This is a genomic window from Clavibacter sp. A6099, from assembly GCF_021919125.1.
Taxonomy (GTDB): domain Bacteria; phylum Actinomycetota; class Actinomycetes; order Actinomycetales; family Microbacteriaceae; genus Clavibacter; species Clavibacter seminis.
In genome coordinates, this window is the sequence record NZ_CP083439.1 from 1,197,139 (window position 1) to 1,214,836 (window position 17,698).

Annotated in this window: 17 protein-coding genes and 1 tRNA gene; 15 read left to right on the forward strand and 3 right to left on the reverse strand. The window is 72.1% G+C overall.

The window, feature by feature from the left end:
* The first annotated feature begins 32 nt into the window (after positions 1 to 32).
* The 6 genes from ilvD (at position 33) to KYT88_RS05690 (ending at position 6,334) form a co-directional block, all read left to right on the forward strand.
* Positions 33 to 1,727, forward strand: coding sequence for a dihydroxy-acid dehydratase (gene ilvD, locus KYT88_RS05665; RefSeq protein WP_043587730.1), 1,695 nt, complete (start codon positions 33 to 35; stop codon positions 1,725 to 1,727).
* A 44-nt stretch (positions 1,728 to 1,771) separates the two neighbouring features.
* Positions 1,772 to 3,607, forward strand: coding sequence for an acetolactate synthase large subunit (locus tag KYT88_RS05670; RefSeq protein WP_182480729.1), 1,836 nt, complete (start codon positions 1,772 to 1,774; stop codon positions 3,605 to 3,607).
* Positions 3,604 to 4,113, forward strand: coding sequence for an acetolactate synthase small subunit (gene ilvN, locus KYT88_RS05675; RefSeq protein ID WP_043587728.1), 510 nt, complete (start codon positions 3,604 to 3,606; stop codon positions 4,111 to 4,113). The genes KYT88_RS05670 and ilvN overlap by 4 nt, the downstream gene beginning before the upstream one ends.
* A 168-nt stretch (positions 4,114 to 4,281) precedes the next feature.
* The gene (ilvC, locus tag KYT88_RS05680) at positions 4,282 to 5,307 is read left to right on the forward strand and encodes a ketol-acid reductoisomerase (RefSeq protein ID WP_012298794.1); all 1,026 of its coding nucleotides are present in this window, start codon (positions 4,282 to 4,284) and stop codon (positions 5,305 to 5,307) included.
* Positions 5,308 to 5,435: 128 nt separating this feature from the next.
* Positions 5,436 to 5,969 carry a hypothetical protein gene (locus tag KYT88_RS05685; protein WP_043587725.1) on the forward strand — a complete coding sequence of 178 codons (534 nt, stop codon included), beginning with the start codon at positions 5,436 to 5,438 and terminating at the stop codon, positions 5,967 to 5,969.
* Positions 5,966 to 6,334 carry a hypothetical protein gene (locus tag KYT88_RS05690; RefSeq protein WP_043587722.1) on the forward strand — a complete coding sequence of 123 codons (369 nt, stop codon included), beginning with the start codon at positions 5,966 to 5,968 and terminating at the stop codon, positions 6,332 to 6,334. The genes KYT88_RS05685 and KYT88_RS05690 overlap by 4 nt, the downstream gene beginning before the upstream one ends.
* A 9-nt stretch (positions 6,335 to 6,343) precedes the next feature.
* On the opposite strand, the gene KYT88_RS05695 is transcribed toward KYT88_RS05690, so the two are convergent.
* Positions 6,344 to 6,745 (reverse strand): DoxX family protein, encoded by a 402-nt coding sequence (locus KYT88_RS05695; RefSeq protein WP_043587720.1) that lies wholly within the window; start codon positions 6,743 to 6,745, stop codon positions 6,344 to 6,346.
* 65 nt (positions 6,746 to 6,810) lie between these two features.
* Here KYT88_RS05695 and serA point away from each other — a divergent pair, with 65 nt between their 5' ends.
* Positions 6,811 to 8,400, forward strand: a complete 1,590-nt coding sequence (serA, locus tag KYT88_RS05700; RefSeq protein ID WP_043587718.1) for a phosphoglycerate dehydrogenase — start codon at positions 6,811 to 6,813, stop codon at positions 8,398 to 8,400.
* Between the two features lie 103 nt (positions 8,401 to 8,503).
* On the opposite strand, the gene KYT88_RS05705 is transcribed toward serA, so the two are convergent.
* Positions 8,504 to 9,127 carry a TetR/AcrR family transcriptional regulator gene (locus tag KYT88_RS05705; protein ID WP_043587716.1) on the reverse strand — a complete coding sequence of 208 codons (624 nt, stop codon included), beginning with the start codon at positions 9,125 to 9,127 and terminating at the stop codon, positions 8,504 to 8,506.
* A 121-nt stretch (positions 9,128 to 9,248) separates the two neighbouring features.
* Here KYT88_RS05705 and KYT88_RS05710 point away from each other — a divergent pair, with 121 nt between their 5' ends.
* Positions 9,249 to 10,790 carry an MFS transporter gene (locus KYT88_RS05710; protein ID WP_043587714.1) on the forward strand — a complete coding sequence of 514 codons (1,542 nt, stop codon included), beginning with the start codon at positions 9,249 to 9,251 and terminating at the stop codon, positions 10,788 to 10,790.
* Between the two features lie 69 nt (positions 10,791 to 10,859).
* Here KYT88_RS05710 and KYT88_RS05715 read toward each other — a convergent pair whose 3' ends face one another.
* Complete coding sequence (locus KYT88_RS05715) at positions 10,860 to 11,114, reverse strand: DUF6458 family protein (RefSeq protein ID WP_043587713.1); 255 nt, start codon at positions 11,112 to 11,114, stop codon at positions 10,860 to 10,862.
* A 104-nt stretch (positions 11,115 to 11,218) separates the two neighbouring features.
* Between KYT88_RS05715 and KYT88_RS05720 the strand changes: the two genes are divergently transcribed.
* The 7 genes from KYT88_RS05720 (at position 11,219) to KYT88_RS05750 (ending at position 17,678) form a co-directional block, all read left to right on the forward strand.
* On the forward strand, positions 11,219 to 12,286 hold the full coding sequence (locus KYT88_RS05720) for a 3-isopropylmalate dehydrogenase (protein ID WP_043587711.1): 1,068 nt from the start codon (positions 11,219 to 11,221) through the stop codon (positions 12,284 to 12,286).
* Between the two features lie 8 nt (positions 12,287 to 12,294).
* Positions 12,295 to 13,431, forward strand: a complete 1,137-nt coding sequence (locus KYT88_RS05725) for a branched-chain amino acid aminotransferase (RefSeq protein WP_051629400.1) — start codon at positions 12,295 to 12,297, stop codon at positions 13,429 to 13,431.
* Between the two features lie 57 nt (positions 13,432 to 13,488).
* The gene (locus KYT88_RS05730; RefSeq protein WP_043587710.1) at positions 13,489 to 14,262 is read left to right on the forward strand and encodes a fumarylacetoacetate hydrolase family protein; all 774 of its coding nucleotides are present in this window, start codon (positions 13,489 to 13,491) and stop codon (positions 14,260 to 14,262) included.
* 2 nt (positions 14,263 to 14,264) lie between these two features.
* Positions 14,265 to 15,026, forward strand: a complete 762-nt coding sequence (locus tag KYT88_RS05735) for a hypothetical protein (protein ID WP_043587708.1) — start codon at positions 14,265 to 14,267, stop codon at positions 15,024 to 15,026.
* Between the two features lie 13 nt (positions 15,027 to 15,039).
* The gene (gltX, locus tag KYT88_RS05740; protein ID WP_043587706.1) at positions 15,040 to 16,560 is read left to right on the forward strand and encodes a glutamate--tRNA ligase; all 1,521 of its coding nucleotides are present in this window, start codon (positions 15,040 to 15,042) and stop codon (positions 16,558 to 16,560) included.
* The gene (locus KYT88_RS05745; protein WP_237583807.1) at positions 16,553 to 17,518 is read left to right on the forward strand and encodes an NAD(P)/FAD-dependent oxidoreductase; all 966 of its coding nucleotides are present in this window, start codon (positions 16,553 to 16,555) and stop codon (positions 17,516 to 17,518) included. The genes gltX and KYT88_RS05745 overlap by 8 nt, the downstream gene beginning before the upstream one ends.
* An 88-nt stretch (positions 17,519 to 17,606) precedes the next feature.
* Positions 17,607 to 17,678 (forward strand) — tRNA-Gln (locus KYT88_RS05750).
* Positions 17,679 to 17,698: the final 20 nt, after the last annotated feature.

Consider the following 17,698-nt stretch of genomic DNA (forward strand, 5'->3'; position numbering starts at 1 on the left):
GACTGCTCCACGGCAGGACATAAACTCATGCCATGCCTGAGATCGACATGAAGCCCCGGAGCCGCGACGTCACCGACGGGATCGAGGCCACCTCATCGCGGGGCATGCTCCGCGCCGTCGGGATGGGCGACGAGGACTGGGAGAAGCCCCAGATCGGCGTCGCCAGCTCGTGGAACGAGGTCACCCCGTGCAACCTCAGCCTCGACCGCCTCGCGCAGGGCGCCAAGGAGGGCGTGCACGCGGGCGGCGGCTACCCGCTCCAGTTCGGCACCATCTCCGTCAGCGACGGCATCGCGATGGGCCACGAGGGCATGCACTTCTCGCTCGTCTCGCGCGAGGTCATCGCCGACAGCGTCGAGACCGTCATGATGGCCGAGCGCCTCGACGGATCCGTGCTCCTGGCCGGCTGCGACAAGTCGCTCCCCGGCATGCTCATGGCCGCTGCGCGGCTCGACCTCTCCTCCGTGTTCCTCTACGCGGGATCCATCGCCCCCGGCTGGGTGAAGCTCTCGGACGGCACCGAGAAGGAGGTCACCATCATCGACGCCTTCGAGGCGGTCGGCGCATGCAAGGCCGGCACGATGAGCCAGGAGGACCTGACCCGCATCGAGAAGGCCATCTGCCCGGGCGAGGGCGCCTGCGGCGGCATGTACACCGCGAACACCATGGCGAGCGTCGCCGAGGCCCTCGGCATGAGCCTCCCGGGATCCGCGGCCCCGCCGAGCGCCGACCGCCGCCGCGACTACTTCGCGCACCGCTCCGGCGAGGCCGTCGTCAACCTCATCGCGAAGGGCATCACGGCGCGCGACATCATGACGAAGGAGGCGTTCGAGAACGCCATCTCCGTGGTCATGGCGTTCGGCGGATCCACCAACGCCGTCCTCCACCTCCTCGCCATCGCGCGCGAGGCCGAGGTCGACCTGCAGCTGTCCGACTTCAACCGCATCGCCGACCGCGTCCCGCACCTCGGCGACCTCAAGCCCTTCGGCCGCTTCGTCATGAACGACGTCGACCGCGTCGGCGGCGTCCCCGTCGTCATGAAGGCGCTGCTCGACGCGGGCCTCCTGCACGGCGACGTCATGACGGTCACCGGCCGCACCATGCGCGAGAACCTCGAGTCGATGGACCTGGCCGCGCTCGACGGCACGGTCATCCGCACGCTCGACGACCCGATCCACGCCACCGGCGGCATCAGCGTGCTGCACGGCTCGCTGGCCCCCGAGGGCGCGGTCGTGAAGACGGCCGGCTTCGACCTCGACGTCTTCGAGGGCCCCGCCCGCGTCTTCGAGCGCGAGCGCGCCGCCATGGACGCGCTCACCGAGGGGCTCATCTCGAAGGGCGACGTCATCGTCATCCGCTACGAGGGCCCGAAGGGCGGCCCCGGCATGCGCGAGATGCTCGCCATCACGGGCGCCATCAAGGGAGCCGGCCTCGGCAAGGATGTACTACTCTTGACGGACGGTCGATTCTCAGGCGGCACAACCGGACTGTGCATCGGCCACATGGCTCCCGAAGCGGTGGACGCAGGTCCCGTCGCCTTCGTGCGCGATGGAGACCGGATCCGTGTCGACATCGCCGCTCGCACGCTCGACCTACTGGTCGACGAGGCCGAGCTCGCCGCCCGCCGTGAGGGGTGGGCACCTCTCCCGCCGCGCTACACGCGCGGGGTCCTCGCCAAGTACGCCAAGCTCGTGCACTCGGCCGCCGAGGGCGCGATCACGGGATGACCCCCTCCTCACCTTCCGCTCCCTCTGCCAGGAATCGCGCACACATGCCAGCTCTGCCCACCCCGCCCCCCACGCCGCAGGCGCCGACCGCCCACCAGGGCGACGAGATCCTCACGGGCGCCGAGGCCGTCGTCCGCACCCTCGAGCTCCTCGGGGTCGACGACATCTTCGGCCTCCCCGGCGGCGCCATCCTCCCCACATACGACCCGCTCATGGACTCGACGAAGCTGCGCCACATCCTCGTCCGCCACGAGCAGGGCGCCGGCCACGCCGCCGAGGGCTATGCGTCGTCGAGCGGACGCACCGGCGTCTGCATCGCGACGTCCGGCCCGGGCGCCACGAACCTCGTCACCGCGATCGCGGATGCCTACATGGACTCGGTGCCGCTCCTCGCGATCACCGGCCAGGTCTTCTCCACGCTCATGGGCACCGACGCCTTCCAGGAGGCCGACATCGTGGGGATCACGATGCCCATCACGAAGCACAGCTTCCTGGTGACGCGGCCGGAGGACATCCCGGCGACCATCGCGTCGGCGTACCACATCGCCTCCACGGGTCGCCCGGGTCCCGTCCTCGTCGACATCACGAAGGACGCGCAGCAGCTCGAGGCGCCGTTCCACTGGCCGCCGAAGATCGACCTGCCCGGCTACCGCCCCGTCGTCAAGGCGCACGGCAAGCAGATCCAGGCCGCCGCGCAGCTGCTCGTCGAGGCGAAGAAGCCCGTCCTGTACGTCGGCGGCGGCGTGATCCGCGCCAAGGCCCACGAGGAGCTCCTCGCGCTGGCCGAGGCCGTCGGCGCCCCCGTCGTCACGACGCTCATGGCGCGTGGCGCGTTCCCCGACTCCCACCCGCAGCAGCTCGGCATGCCCGGGATGCACGGCACGGTCCCCGCGGTGCTCGCGCTGCAGGAGTCCGACCTGCTCGTCTCGCTCGGCGCTCGCTTCGACGACCGGGTCACCGGCAAGGCGTCGCTCTTCGCGCCGCACGCGAAGGTGGTCCACGTCGACGTCGACCCCGCCGAGATCTCCAAGATCCGCATCGCGGACGTCCCCATCGTGGGCGACGCGAAGGACGTCATCGCCGACCTCGCGGTCGCGTTCCGCGAGGCGAAGGCCGCGTCCGCGGTGAGCCAAGACATCGCCGACTGGTGGGCCTACCTGGACGGCCTCCGCGAGGAGTTCCCGCTCGGCTACACGGAGCCCGCGGACGGCCAGCTCGCTCCGCAGTACGTCATCCAGCGCATCGGCGAGATCACGGGACCCGAGGGCGTGTTCGCCTCGGGCGTCGGACAGCACCAGATGTGGGCCGCGCAGTTCATCAAGTACGAGCGCCCCAACTCGTGGCTCAACTCCGGCGGCGCCGGCACCATGGGCTACTCGGTGCCCGCCGCGATGGGCGCCAAGGTCGCCCAGCCCGACCGCCACGTGTGGGCGATCGACGGCGACGGCTGCTTCCAGATGACCAACCAGGAGCTCGCCACCTGCACGATCAACGACATCCCCATCAAGGTCGCGATCATCAACAACTCGTCGCTCGGCATGGTGCGCCAGTGGCAGACCCTCTTCTACGAGGGCCGCTACTCGAACACCGACCTCAACACGGGCGGCGGCACCCGCATGGTGCCCGACTTCGTGAAGATGGCCGACGCGTACGGCGCCCTCGGGATCCGCGTGACGAAGCCCGAGGAGGTGGACGACGCGATCCGCCTGGCGCTCGCCACCAACGACCGCCCCGTCGTCATCGACTTCGTGGTCAGCCGCGACGCGATGGTGTGGCCGATGGTGCCGCAGGGTCTCAGCAACAGCGCCGTGCAGTACGCCCGCGACCACGCGCCCGACTGGGACGACGACCTCGCGGAGACCGGGAGGACCGAGAAGTGAGCCACATCCTGAGCCTCCTCGTGGAGGACAAGCCCGGACTCCTCACGCGCGTGGCCGGGCTGTTCGCCCGCCGCGGCTTCAACATCGAGTCGCTCGCGGTCGGCGCGAGCGAGATCGAGGGCCTGTCGCGCATCACGGTCGTCGTGGACGTGGAGGCGCTCCCGCTCGAGCAGGTGACGAAGCAGCTCAACAAGCTCATCAACGTCATCAAGATCGTGGAGCTCGACCCCGGGCAGGCCGTCGAGCGCGAGCACCTGCTCGTCAAGGTGCGCGTCGACAACGTGACGCGCTCGCAGGTGCTCGAGGCCGTGAACCTCTTCCGCGCCCGCGTGGTCGACGTCGCCACCGACGCGCTGATCATCGAGGTCACGGGCGACTCCGGCAAGGTGCAGGCCCTCCTCCGGGTGCTCGAGCCCTTCGGAATCAAGGAGCTCGCGCAGTCGGGGCTCCTCGCCATGGGGCGCGGGTCGAAGTCCATCACCGACCGCGTCTTCCGCACCGCCTAGCGCCGACCCCGGCGGGCGGCGGGGGACAGCCGCTAGGCTCCCCGCGCACCGCGCCCGACGCTCTCGCACGTACCCGCCCGCACGACCACGCCCCGCCCGAGCGCGGGGCAGCCAGGCACGACCGCCCATCGCCCCTCGCGGGGACGACAGAACAAGGAGATCCATCACGTGACTGACATCGTCTACGACAAGGACGCCGACCTCTCGCTCATCCAGGGTCGCAAGGTCGCCGTCATCGGCTACGGCTCGCAGGGCCACGCGCACGCGCTGAACCTCCGCGACTCCGGCGTCGAGGTGGTCATCGGCCTCAAGGAGGGCTCGACCAGCCGCGCCAAGGCGGAGGAGCAGGGCTTCACGGTGAAGACGCCGTCCGACGCGTCCGCGTGGGCCGACGTCATCGTCATCCTCGCGCCCGACCAGCACCAGCGCGGCCTCTACGCAGACAGCGTGCGCGACAACCTCACCGAGGGCAAGACGCTCGTCTTCGCGCACGGCTTCAACATCCGCTTCGGGTACATCGAGGCGCCCGAGGGCGTCGACGTCGTCCTCGTCGCCCCCAAGGGCCCGGGCCACACCGTGCGCCGCGAGTTCGAGGCCGGCCGCGGCGTCCCCGTGATCGTCGCGGTCGAGGTCGACGCGTCCGGCAAGGCGTGGGACCTCGCGTGGTCGTACGCCAAGGGCATCGGCGGCCTCCGTGCCGGCGGCATCCGCACCACGTTCACCGAGGAGACCGAGACCGACCTCTTCGGCGAGCAGGCCGTGCTCTGCGGCGGCACCTCGCAGCTGGTCCAGTACGGCTTCGAGACGCTGATCGAGGCGGGCTACCAGCCGCAGATCGCGTACTTCGAGGTGCTGCACGAGCTCAAGCTCATCGTCGACCTCATGTGGGAGGGCGGCATCGCGAAGCAGCGCTGGAGCATCTCCGACACGGCCGAGTACGGCGACTACGTCTCCGGCCCGCGCGTCATCTCGCCGGACGTCAAGGAGAACATGAAGGCCGTCCTCGCGGACATCCAGTCCGGCGCGTTCGCCGACCGCTTCATCAAGGACCAGGACGCCGGCGCGCCCGAGTTCCTCGAGCTCCGCAAGAAGGGCGAGGAGCACCCGATCGAGTCCACCGGCCGCGAGCTGCGCAAGCTCTTCGCGTGGAACAAGGCCGACGACGACTACACGGACGGCTCGGTCGCCCGCTAGCCGTCGCCCACCCGCACCACCGGACGCCCGGTCGCCTCGCGCGACCGGGCGTCCTCGCTTCCCCGGCGGGGCTGCGGCGCCGAGGAGCGTGCGGCGGGCGTCCGGATCGGAGCACGTACCATCGGGGCATGCCTCGCACCCCCGACGACGACGCCCTCAGCTGGGCCGGCGAGGAGGCGGATCCCACGCTCGCCCGCTCGCCCGAGCCGCAGCGCCCGGTGCCGCGCCGCCGCCCCGACGCCGGCCCCTCGACCGGGACCGGCCGCGCGTCCGCCCTCGGGGCGACGGCCGCGCGCCGGGCCGCGGCGTCCGGATCCGCGACATCCGCAACCGACGAGCCGCACGCCCTCGCGATGGACGACGACGACGCCGTCGCGCCCGACGCATCGCCCGAGGTGGTGGGGCTCGCCTTCTTCGGCGCCGTCGCGGTCCTCGAGGCCATCGCCTGGTTCTTCGTCGTCCGCGACAACCCGTCGAGCGCCGGGTCCGGCTTCCAGGTCGGCGTCGCGCAGGCGACCGAGGCCCTCACGGTGCTCGCGCCGCCGCTGTGGGTCGCCGCCGTGGTCGCCGCCCTGCGCGGCATGCGCGTCGGCCGCCGCATGCTCGCGCTGGCCGCGGGCGCCGTCGTCCTCTTCCCCTGGCCGTGGCTGGTGACGCGATGAGCGCCGAGCAGGCACCCGGCGGCGTGACCGCGACAGCCGCCGCGCGGACGCGCCGCGGCCGGCCCACGCGCGCCGGCTGGATCGTGGGGATCCTCGGCGCGCTCGCCCACGGGATCCTCGTGTGGCAGGCCGTCGACCAGTACACGGCGTTCCGCGACATCGCCACGGCGTTCGGCGGGTCTCTCCGGCCCGGCACCCTCGCGACGCTCGTCGGCGCGATCCTCGTGCCCGTCGTCGCGTTCGTCCTCGCGGCGCTCGCCACGCGCGGACGCCCCGTCGCCGCGCGCGTCCTGGTCATGCTCGCGGGCCTCGCCGCCGCGAGCGCGCTCACGGTCGGCCTCGCGGCCCTGCTGCCGCTCCTCTAGCGGGGACCGCTAGAGCGGCCATCCGGCGAACAGCACGAGGGCGATCAGCACCACCTGCGCCACGAGGCGCGGCACCAGCGGGATCGCGATGCGGCCGAAGCGCTCCGGGTGCCGGGCCGCGAACGCGTTCGCCGGGAAGACCGCGACCAGGAAGACGGCCAGCGCGACGCCGGCCGCGAGGCGCACGGGCTCGATCAGCAGGCCGATCCCGCCCGCGATCTCGCAGAGCCCCGTGAACCACACGAGCGCCAGCGGGGAGGGCACGCCGGGCCGTCGGAACGACGGCGGGATGATCGCCGCCATCGCCGTGGCGGCCTTCGGCACGAAGTGGTTGACGCCCATCCCGACGAAGACGAGGGCCAGCAGGATCCGCACGGCGAGCTGGATCGCAGCCCACGTCTCATCGCTCATCCGCCCATTCTGGGGCCACTAGCATGTGAGGGTCCCAGCCGCCCCCGCCCGAAGGACCGCCTGAATTGACCAAGCCCGTCGTTCTCATCGCCGAAGAACTCTCGCCCGCCACCGTCGACGCCCTGGGGCCCGACTTCGACGTCCGATCCGTCGACGGCACCGACCGCCCGGCCCTGCTCGCGGCCCTCGCGGAGGCGGACGCAGTGCTCGTCCGCTCCGCGACGAAGATCGACGCGGAGGCCATCGCCGCGGCCCCGCGCCTGCAGGTGGTCGCCCGCGCGGGCGTCGGCCTCGACAACGTCGACATCAAGGCCGCGACCACCGCGGGCATCATGGTCGTCAACGCGCCGACCTCGAACGTCATCTCGGCCGCCGAGCTCGCCATCGGCCACATCCTCTCGCTCGCCCGGTTCATCCCGGACGCGAGCGCCTCGCTCAAGCAGGGCCTCTGGAAGCGCTCGTCCTTCACGGGAGTGGAGCTCTACGAGAAGACCATCGGCATCGTCGGCCTCGGCCGCATCGGCACGCTCGTCGCCCAGCGCCTCGCGGGCTTCGGCGCCACGCTCGTCGCGTACGACCCCTACGTCACGCCGGCCCGCGCGCAGCAGCTCGGCGTGCAGCTGCTCCCGCTCGACGAGCTGATGAGGGCGTCCGACTTCATCACCATCCACATCCCCAAGACGCCCGACACCACGGGCCTCATCGGCACCGAGCAGTTCGCGCTCGCGAAGCCGAGCTTGCGCATCGTCAACGCGAGCCGCGGCGGCATCATCGACGAGGACGCGCTGTACACGGCGCTCAAGTCGAAGCGCATCGCGGGCGCCGGCCTCGACGTGTTCGTCAGCGAGCCGCCCACGGGATCCCCGCTGCTCGAGCTCGACAACATCATCGTCACGCCGCACCTCGGGGCGTCCACCGACGAGGCGCAGGAGAAGGCGGGCGTCTCGGTCGCGAGGAGCGTGCGCCTGGCGCTCGGCGGCGAGCTGGTGCCGGACGCCGTGAACGTCGCCGGCGGCGTCATCGACCCGTACGTGCGCCCCGGGATCCCGCTGATGGAGAAGCTCGGCCAGGTGTTCTCCGGCCTCGCCCACGAGGCGCTCACGAGCATCGACGTGGTAGTCCGCGGCGAGCTCGCCGGCTACGACGTCAGCGTGCTGAAGCTCGCGGCGCTCAAGGGCGTCTTCACCAACGTCGTGAGCGAGAACGTCTCCTACGTCAACGCGCCGCTCCTCGCCGAGCAGCGCGGGCTCGAGGTGCGCCTCATCACCGACGCCGTGTCGGAGGAGTACCGCAACGTGCTCAGCATCCGCGGCGCGCTGTCCGACGGCACCCAGGTGTCGGTGTCGGGCACGCTCACGGGAACGAAGCAGATCGAGAAGCTCGTCGAGATCGACGGCTACGACGTCGAGGTGCCGTTCAGCCGCCACCTCATCGTCATGAAGTACGAGGACCGCCCCGGCATCGTCGCGGTCTACGGCAAGGAGTTCGGCGACGCCGAGGTGAACATCGCCGGCATGCAGATCGCCCGCCAGGAGGCCGGCGGCCGTGCGCTCAGCGTGCTCAGCGTCGACTCGCCCGTGCCGGACGGCGTGCTCGAGAACGTGCGGCGCGCGATCCAGGCCACGTCGCTGCGCGAGATAGACATCGCCGACTGAGTCAGGTCCGACGGGCGACCGTCGGACTGACCACGGCGAGGGCGGCTGCTGCGGCGGCCGCCCTCGCTGCGCGTGCGGGCCGGTGCGTCCGGCCGGTGGGCGGTCAGCCGCGGGTCGAGCGGATCCGCACGAGATCGTCGACCACGCGGATGAGCTCGTCGAGCGCTTCGTCGGCGGGCGCGGATCCGCCGAGCCAGGGCTGCAGCGCGCTGTTGTAGTAGAGGCCGTCGCCGATGAGGAGCACGGCCCGCGCGACAGCCGGGTCGCCCACGGCCTCGAGGATGACGGCGGCCCACTCGTCCTGCAGGTGCGTGAGGGTGTCGCGGGCGCGCGGGTGGTTGCCCTGCGCGAGGCGGGAGGTCGCGACGTAGGCGCGGTCGAACGGCGTGGCGGTGGACAGCGAGCTGCGGATCCACAGGTCCACCGGCCCGCGCTCGGCCGCCCGGAGCCGCGCGACGTCCGCCTGCGCCAGCGCGGACATGCGCGCGAGGAGCCCGTCCACGAGCGCCTCCTTGCCGCCGAAGTGGTAGAGCAGCCCGCCCTTGGAGACGCCGGCCGCCGCGGCGACGGACTCGAGCGTCGTGCCGCGCTCGCCCTGCTGCACGAGCAGCTCCTCGAAGGCGTCGAGGATGCGGTCGCGCGCGGTGCCGGCGGAGGACGCCGCCTGGTCGGGTGCGGCGTCGGCGTCGGGCGCGAGTGCGGGGTCGTCGGGGGGAGTGTCGGGCATGGATCCAGCGTAGCGGCGGGTTGTCCGCTGTACCGACCGGACGGTACAGTGATCCCGGTCGCGTCCGCGGCCCCGTCCGCGCCACCCGCGCCGTCGCCTCCCGACGTCAGGAAGCACCGTCATGTCCACGCCCCGCACCGCATCCGTCCCCGTGACCGCAGTGACCGGCCGCGCCGGGCGACGCCAGTGGGCCGCGCTCGTCGTGCTGATGCTCCCGGTGCTGCTCGTCTCGATCGACAACACGGTGCTGAGCTTCGCGATGCCGTCCATCGCGCGCGACCTCGAGCCGTCGGGCGCCGCGCAGCTCTGGGTCATCGACGCGTACCCGCTCGTGCTCGCCGGGCTCCTCGTGGCGATGGGCAACATGGGCGACCGCTACGGCCGCCGGCGCCTGCTCATGATCGGCGCGGCCGGCTTCGGCGTCGTCTCGGCCCTCGCCGCCTTCGCGACCGACGCCTCGCAGCTCATCGCCGCGCGCGCCGCCCTCGGCTTCTTCGGCGCGATGCTCATGCCGTCCACGCTGTCGCTCCTCCGCTCGATCTTCACCGACCGGAAGCAGCGCCGCCTCGCGATCGCGATCTGGGCGTCGGGCTTCTCCGGCGGATCCGCGCTCGGCCCGCTCGTCGGCGGCGTGCTGCTCGAGCACTTCTGGTGGGGATCCGTGTTCCTCGTGGCCGTGCCCGTGCTGCTGCCGCTGCTGATCCTCACGCCCGTGCTCGTGCCCGAGTCGAAGGACCCGGCGCCGGGGCCGATCGACGGGATCGCGATCCTGCTGTCGCTCGCGACGGTCGCGCCCATCGTCTACGCGATCAAGACATTCGCGACCGAGGGCGTCACGCCGCTCGCGATCGCGGCGCCCGTCGTGGGCGTGGTCGCCGGCATCCTCTTCGTGCGCCGCATGTCCCGCGCGCGGAACCCCATGCTCGACGTCGCGCTGTTCCGCGAGCCGGTCTTCACGGGTGCGGTGCTCGTCAACCTGCTGAGCGTCGTCTCGCTCGTCGGCTTCCTCTTCTTCGTCACGCAGCACCTGCAGCTGGTCGCGGGGCTCGATCCGCTCGCGGCGGGCTTCGCGCTCATCCCCGGATCCGTGGTCGTCATCGTCTCGGGGCTCGTGATCGTGCCGATCGTGGCGCGGGCCCGGCCGTCGCGCGTGGTCGCGATAGCGCTCGCGTTCTCCGCGGTCGCCTACGTGATCCTCGCGGTCACGGGCAAGGGCGCGTCCGTCGGGCTCCTGGTCTTCGCGTTCTGCCTGCTCGGCGCGGGCATCGGCGCGTCGCAGACCATCTCGAACGACCTGATCATCGCGGCCGTCCCGCCGGCGAAGGCCGGCGCGGCGTCCGCGGTGTCGGAGACGGCGTACGAGGTGGGCGCGGTGCTCGGCACGGCTGTCCTCGGCAGCATCCTGACGGCCAGCTACCGCACGGGCCTCGTCCTCCCCGCCGGACTCTCCGAGGGGGATGCGTCCGCGGCCCGGGAGACGCTCGGGGGAGCGGTCTCGGTCGCCGAGCGCGTGCCGGCCGACGTGGGATCCGCGCTGCTCGAGTCGGCGCACCAGGCGTTCGACGGCGGCGTGGTGACCACCTCGATCATCGGCGCCCTGCTCATGGTCGGCGCGATCGTCATCTCGCTCACGAGCCTCCGCCGCGCCAGCTCGCACGACTGAGCCCGACCCTTCACATGCGTCGGGCCCGTCACCTCGCGAGGTGACGGGCCCGATGCGTGCGGGAGGGGATCAGACGACGTTGTCGTCCGAGCGCTCGCTGCGCGTGATGCGCTGGCCGGTGGCGGGGTCGATGCGCGTGCGCGTCTCGCTGACGGCCGTGCGGCGGCGGGCGAGGAGCGCGACGCCGATGATGATGACGAGCGCGCCGCCGCCCATGAGGATGTAGCCGACGAGCTGGAGGTCGACGCCGGGGACGGTGATGTCGACCGCGAACGCGAGGATCGCCCCGAGGACGACGAGGAAGATGCCGAGGCCGATGCTCATGGTGTGTCCTTCTGTCGCGCGGTCGGGTCGGCACAGCCTAGCGAGCGGTGCCCCGCGACGGACAGGTAGCCTGTCCGGAAACCCACCGAGCCCCGGGAGGATCCATGCCCCGCACCATCTCGCTCGCCGTCGTCCCCGGGGACGGCATCGGTCCGGAGGTCGTCCACGAGGCCCTCCGCGTGCTCCGGGAGGCGGTCCCCGCCGACGTGTCGCTCGACACCACGCAGTACCCGTTCGGCGCCGGCCACTTCCTCGAGACGGGGGAGATCCTCACCGACTCCGACCTGACGGCCCTCGCCCAGCACGACGCGATCCTCCTCGGCGCGGTCGGCGGCGACCCCCGCGACGCGCGCCTCGCGGGCGGCATCATCGAGCGCGGCCTGCTGCTCAAGCTCCGCTTCGCGTTCGACCACTACATCAACCTGCGGCCGACCACCCTGCTGCCCGGCGTGACCTCCCCCCTGGCGGCTCCCGGCGAGGTCGACTTCGTCGTCGTCCGCGAGGGCACCGAGGGCCCGTACGCCGGCAACGGCGGCGTGCTCCGCCGCGGCACCGAGCACGAGATCGCGACCGAGGTGTCCGTGAACACGGCGCACGGCGTCGAGCGCACGGTGCGGTTCGCCTTCGACCTGGCCTCGAAGCGCGACCGCAAGCGCGTCACCCTCGTGCACAAGACGAACGTGCTGACCTTCGCGGGATCCCTGTGGCAGCGCACCGTCGACCGCGTCGCCGCCGAGCACCCCGACGTCACGGTCGACTACCTGCACGTCGACGCCACGATGATCTTCCTGGTCACCGACCCGTCCCGCTTCGACGTCATCGTGTCCGACAACCTGTTCGGCGACATCATCACCGACCTCGCGGCGGCCATCTCGGGCGGCATCGGCCTCGCCGCGTCCGGGAACGTCAACCCCACGGGCGCGTTCCCGAGCATGTTCGAGCCGGTGCACGGATCCGCGCCCGACATCGCCGGCCAGCAGAAGGCCGACCCGACCGCGGCGATCCTGTCGGTGGCGCTCCTGCTCGACCACCTCGGCCTGCCGGACGCCGCCGCGCGCGTCACGGCCGCGGTCTCCGCCGACCTCGCCGCGCGCGCCGCGGGCGACGCCGCACCCCGATCCACCGCGGAGGTCGGCGACGCCGTCATCCGCGCCCTCTCCACGAACCACTGAAGGACCCCATGAGCACCACCAGCAGCACAGCCTCCACCAGCGGCACAGCCTCCACCGCCTTCCCCCTGTCCTTCGAGCAGACCCCGTCGGAGACCGCCCGTGCCGACGCCGAGCGGGAGGCGATCCTCGCCGACCCGGGCTTCGGCAAGCACTTCACGGACCACATGGTCCAGATCGACTGGACGCTCGACGCCGGCTGGCACGACGCCCGCGTCGTCCCGTACGGGCCGCTCCAGCTGGATCCCGCCGCGAGCGTCCTGCACTACGGCCAGGAGATCTTCGAGGGCATGAAGGCGTACCGCCACGCCGACGGATCCGTGTGGACCTTCCGCCCCGACCGCAACGCCGCCCGCCTCCAGCGCTCGGCCCGCCGTCTGGCGCTGCCGGAGCTGCCCACCGAGGACTTCGTCGAGTCGGTGCGCCAGCTGGTCCGCGCCGACCTCGACTGGGTGCCGTCGGCGCCCGAGCAGAGCCTGTACCTGCGCCCGTTCATGATCGCCAACGAGAGCTTCCTCGGGGTCCGCGCCGCCCAGCGCGTGGGCTACTACGTCATCGCGAGCCCCGCGGGCGCGTACTTCACGGGCGGCGTCGCGCCGGTCTCCATCTGGCTGTCCACCCAGTACTCCCGGGCGGGCAAGGGCGGCACGGGCGCCGCGAAGTGCGGCGGCAACTACGCAGCCTCGCTCCTCCCGCAGGCCGAGGCCGCATCGCACGGCTGCGCGCAGGTGCTCTTCCTCGACTCCGAGGAGGGCCGCTACCTCGAGGAGCTCGGCGGCATGAACATCGTGCTGGTCTACAGGGACGGCCGGCTGGTCACGCCCGACTCGGAGAGCATCCTCGAGGGCATCACGCGCGACTCGATCCTGGAGCTCGCGCGCGACCGCGGCCTCACGGTCGAGAAGCGCCGGGTGGAGCTGTCGGAGTGGGTCGACGGCGTCGCATCCGGCGAGATCACCGAGGTGTTCGCGTGCGGCACCGCTGCCGTGATCACGCCCATCGGCCGCCTGATGGGCGAGGGCCTCGACGTCGGCGACATCGACGCGCCTGCGGGCGAGCTGACGATGTCGCTGCGCCAGGAGCTCACCGACATCCAGTACGGCCGGATCCCGGACCGCCACGGCTGGCTCACGCGCCTCGACGCGTAGCGCTCGATCGCTCGTGCCGGCGGCCGCGCGCCGTCGGCACGGCTAGGGTCGTGTCTCGTGAAGATCGCGCGTTTCAGCACCGGTGACGACCCCCGCTTCGGCATCCTCGACGAGGAGGAGGGCCACCTGGTCGTCCTCTCCGGCGACCCCATGTTCAGCGGCTACCAGACGACGGGGGAGCGCGTGCCGCTCGCCGATGCCCGGCTGCTCGCGCCGGTGATCCCGCGCTCCAAGGTCGTGGCGGTCGGCCGCAACTACGCGGCGCACGCCGCCGAGCACGGCAGCGAGGCGCCCACCACGCCGCTCATCTTCCTCAAGCCCAACACCTCGGTCATCGGTCCGGACGACGCGATCCGCCTCCCGGCCGACAGCCAGCAGGTCGAGCACGAGGGCGAGCTCGCGGTCGTCATCGGGCGGATCACGCGCGACGTGTCGGTGGAGGACGCGGCGCGCTCGATCTTCGGCTACACGATCGGGAACGACGTGACCGCCCGCGACATCCAGCACTCCGAGAGCCAGTGGGCGCGCGCCAAGGGCTACGACACGTTCTGCCCGCTCGGCCCGGTCATCGAGACCGAGGGCTCGTTCGAGGACGCGCTCATCGAGACCCGCGTCGACGGGGAGCTGCGCCAGTCCGGCCGCACGAGCGAGATGGTGCACACGGTGCCCGAGCTGATCGCCTTCGCCTCGCGCGTGTGGACCCTGCTGCCCGGCGACGTGATCCTCACGGGCACGCCCGCGGGCGTCGGCCCGTTCACCGACGGCCAGGTCGTCGAGGTGTCCATCGAAGGCATCGGCACGCTCTCCAACCCCGCGCGCGCCCGCGCCTGACCGTGATCCGCCCCGGCCGTCCCGTGTGCGTCGCGCTGGCGGCCGCGGCGGTGGCGCTGCTCTCGGGCTGCGTGTACGACGTGTCGGACTACGGGCTGGAGACGCCGGGGCCGACGGACGCGGGATCCCCGACCGCGACCCCCGTCGTCGACGAGCCGCCCGCGCTCGACCTCCCCGCGGGCTGCGCCCCGGCCGACCTCTCGATCGACTGGGCCCAGCCTGTCGTCGGGGCCGCCGACCAGCTCCTCGCCGTGCGGGTCATGCAGGTGCGGATCCCCGGCCCCGGCGAGCAGCCCGGCCTCGGCTCGACACCGCAGAGCGTGACGCGCACCGACACCGAGCTCGTGCCGCCCTTCGGTCTCGCGGTCGACGCGGCGGGCGATGGATCCGCCACGGTCGTCGACCAGCTCACCCCCGATCCGGCATGGGCGGGGTACCTGCTCGGCGATCTCCGCGACCGCGACATCGTGCCGCCGCGCTTCGGCCGGTCGATCCAGCTCGTGTCCTTCGACCCCGTGCTCGATCGCGCGGCCCGCTACGTCATCGGCTACCTGGGGGCGACGCAGGCTGTGCGCTTCGATGTCACCGGCTGCGACGGCACGTTCCGCTCCTCCGGTGCGCTGACCGGGATCGATCCGATGCGCTACGGCGGCGCCGTCCTCCTCGAATGCGGCGTGCCGCCCGGCGACCAGTACGACCGGTGGGACCTGCTCGAGCCGTACTGCGCCGACGGGGCCGCGGGGGCGGCGGGCACCGAGCCCTAGAATCGGATCCAGGATGACTGAGACAACCGCGCACCCCGTGACCACCGCCACCGGCACCGACGTCCGCGTCCGGTTCTGCCCGTCCCCGACCGGGACGCCGCACGTGGGGCTCATCCGCACGGCGCTCTTCAACTGGGCGTACGCGCGCCACACCGGCGGCAAGCTCGTCTTCCGCGTCGAGGACACCGACGCCGCGCGCGACAGCGAGGAGAGCTACGAGCAGCTCATCGAGGCGCTGCGCTGGCTCGAGATCGACTGGGACGAGGGCGAGGGCGTCGGCGGCCCGCACGCGCCGTACCGCCAGTCGCAGCGCACCGAGCTCTACCTCGACGTGATCGCCAAGCTCACCGCGTCCGGCCACCTCTACGAGAGCTACGCGACGGCCGAGGAGATCGAGGCGCGCAACCGCGCCGCCGGCCGCGACCCGAAGATGGGCTACGACAACTTCGAGCGCGACCTCACCGAAGCCGAGCGCCAGGCCTTCCGCGACGAGGGCCGCGCGCCCGCCCTCCGCCTCCGCGTGCCGGACACCGACCTCTCCTTCGACGACCTCGTGCGCGGCACGGTCACGTTCCCCGCCGGATCCTTCCCCGACTTCGTGCTCGTGCGCCCCAACGGCGCCCCGCTGTACACGCTCGTGAACCCGGTCGACGACGCGCTCATGGGGATCACGCACGTGCTCCGCGGCGAGGACCTCCTCTCGTCGACGCCTCGGCAGATCGCGCTGTACCACGCGCTCATCGACATCGGCGTGGCCGACGCCATCCCGCGCTTCGGGCACCTGCCGTACGTGATGGGGGAGGGCAACAAGAAGCTCTCCAAGCGCGACCCCGAGTCGAACCTGTTCCACCACCGCGACCGCGGCTTCATCCCCGAGGGCCTCATCAACTACCTGGCGCTGCTCGGCTGGTCGCTCACGCACGACCGGGACGTGTTCTCGCGGATGGAGATGGTCACCGCGTTCGACGTCGCCGACGTCACGCCCGCCCCGGCGCGCTTCGACCTCAAGAAGGCGGAGTCGCTGAACGGCGACCACATCCGCCTGCTCGCGCTCGACGACTTCGCGCAGCGCCTCGTGCCGTACCTGCAGGCGGCCGACGTCGTCGGCGCGGAGCTCACGCACGACGAGCAGCGGATGCTCGAGGCGGCCGCCCCGCTCGTGCAGGAGCGCATGCAGCTCCTCGGCGAGGCGCCCGACCTCCTCTCCTTCCTCTTCACGACGGCCGACGCCCTGCCCTACGACGACGCTGCGGTCCAGGCGCTCAAGGACGACGCCCCCGAGGTGCTGGCCGCCTCGCGTGGCGCGCTCGCCGGGGTCCCGCACACGCAGTGGGACATCGACCTCGTGCAGGAGGTGCTGCAGAACACGCTCATCACCGGCATGGGCATGAAGCCGCGCCTCGCCTACGGGCCGCTGCGTGTCGGCATCTCCGGCCGCCGGATCTCGCCGCCGCTGTTCGAGTCGATGGTGCTCCTCGGCAAGGACGAGACCATCGCGCGCCTCGACCGCCTCGCGGGGATGCTCGGTGCCTGACGCATCGGTGCCTGACGACGCGGGCGCGGGATCCACCGCGATCGGCGACTCGTACGACGTCGTCGTCATCGGCGCGGGCCCCGCGGGCCTGTCCGCCGCGCTGAACCTCGTGCGCGCCCGCCGCCGCACCCTCGTGCTCGACAGCAGCCGTCCGCGCAACGCCGCGACGCTCATGTCGCACGGCTTCGTCACCCGCGACGGGATCTCCCCGCTCGAGCTCCGCAAGCTCGGCCAGGTAGAGGTCGAGGGGTACGACGAGGGCGAGTTCCAGCTCGCCGTCGTGCAGTCGGCTGAGCCCGCCGATGGCGGCTTCACGATCCGCGCGAAGGGCGTGCGCCGCGCGCCCGACCGCGAGGTGCACGCGCGCCGGATCCTCATCGCCACGGGCCTCGTGGAGACCCTGCCCGACCTGCCGAGCATCCGCGCCTACTACGGCACGGCCGTGCACAGCTGCATGGAGTGCGACGGCTACGAGAAGGCCGACGAGCCGCTCTTCCTCATCGGCGAGACGGACGACCTCGTGGAGCGCGCGCTGCTGCTCTCGCAGTGGTCGCGGGACATCATCGTGTTCACGAACGGCGTCGCGGAGATCGACGAGGCGGGGGAGCGCGGGCTCGCGTCCCTCGGCATCCGCGTCGACCGCCGTCCCGTCGCCGACATCGAGGGTGAGCGCGCGGTCGTCACCGGCATCCGGATGCAGGACGGGGCCGTCGTCCCGCGCACCGGCGGCTTCGTGCGCCCGCGCTACTCGACCGCGCTCGACTTCCTCGCCGGGCTCGACCTCGACACCGACGACGACGGCCACATCGCCGTCGACGCCGAGGGCCGCACCTCCCACGAGGGCGTCTACGCGGCGGGCGACAGCTCGCAGCCGGGGCCGCAGCAGCTGATCATCGCGGCCGGCTTCGGCGCGCGTGCGGCCAGCGCGATCAACCGGGACCTGCTGCCTGTGATCTGACGCGTGGTGCCCGCCGGGCCGCCGCCGGTTTGGCGCGGATCCGGCCGATGGGCTACACTCGACGAGGCCCGATCGCGCATCGGGGCATTGGGGTATGGTGTAATTGGCAACACGGAAGATTCTGATTCTTTTGTTCTTGGTTCGAGTCCAGGTACCCCAGCACTGAATACGCAGGAAATG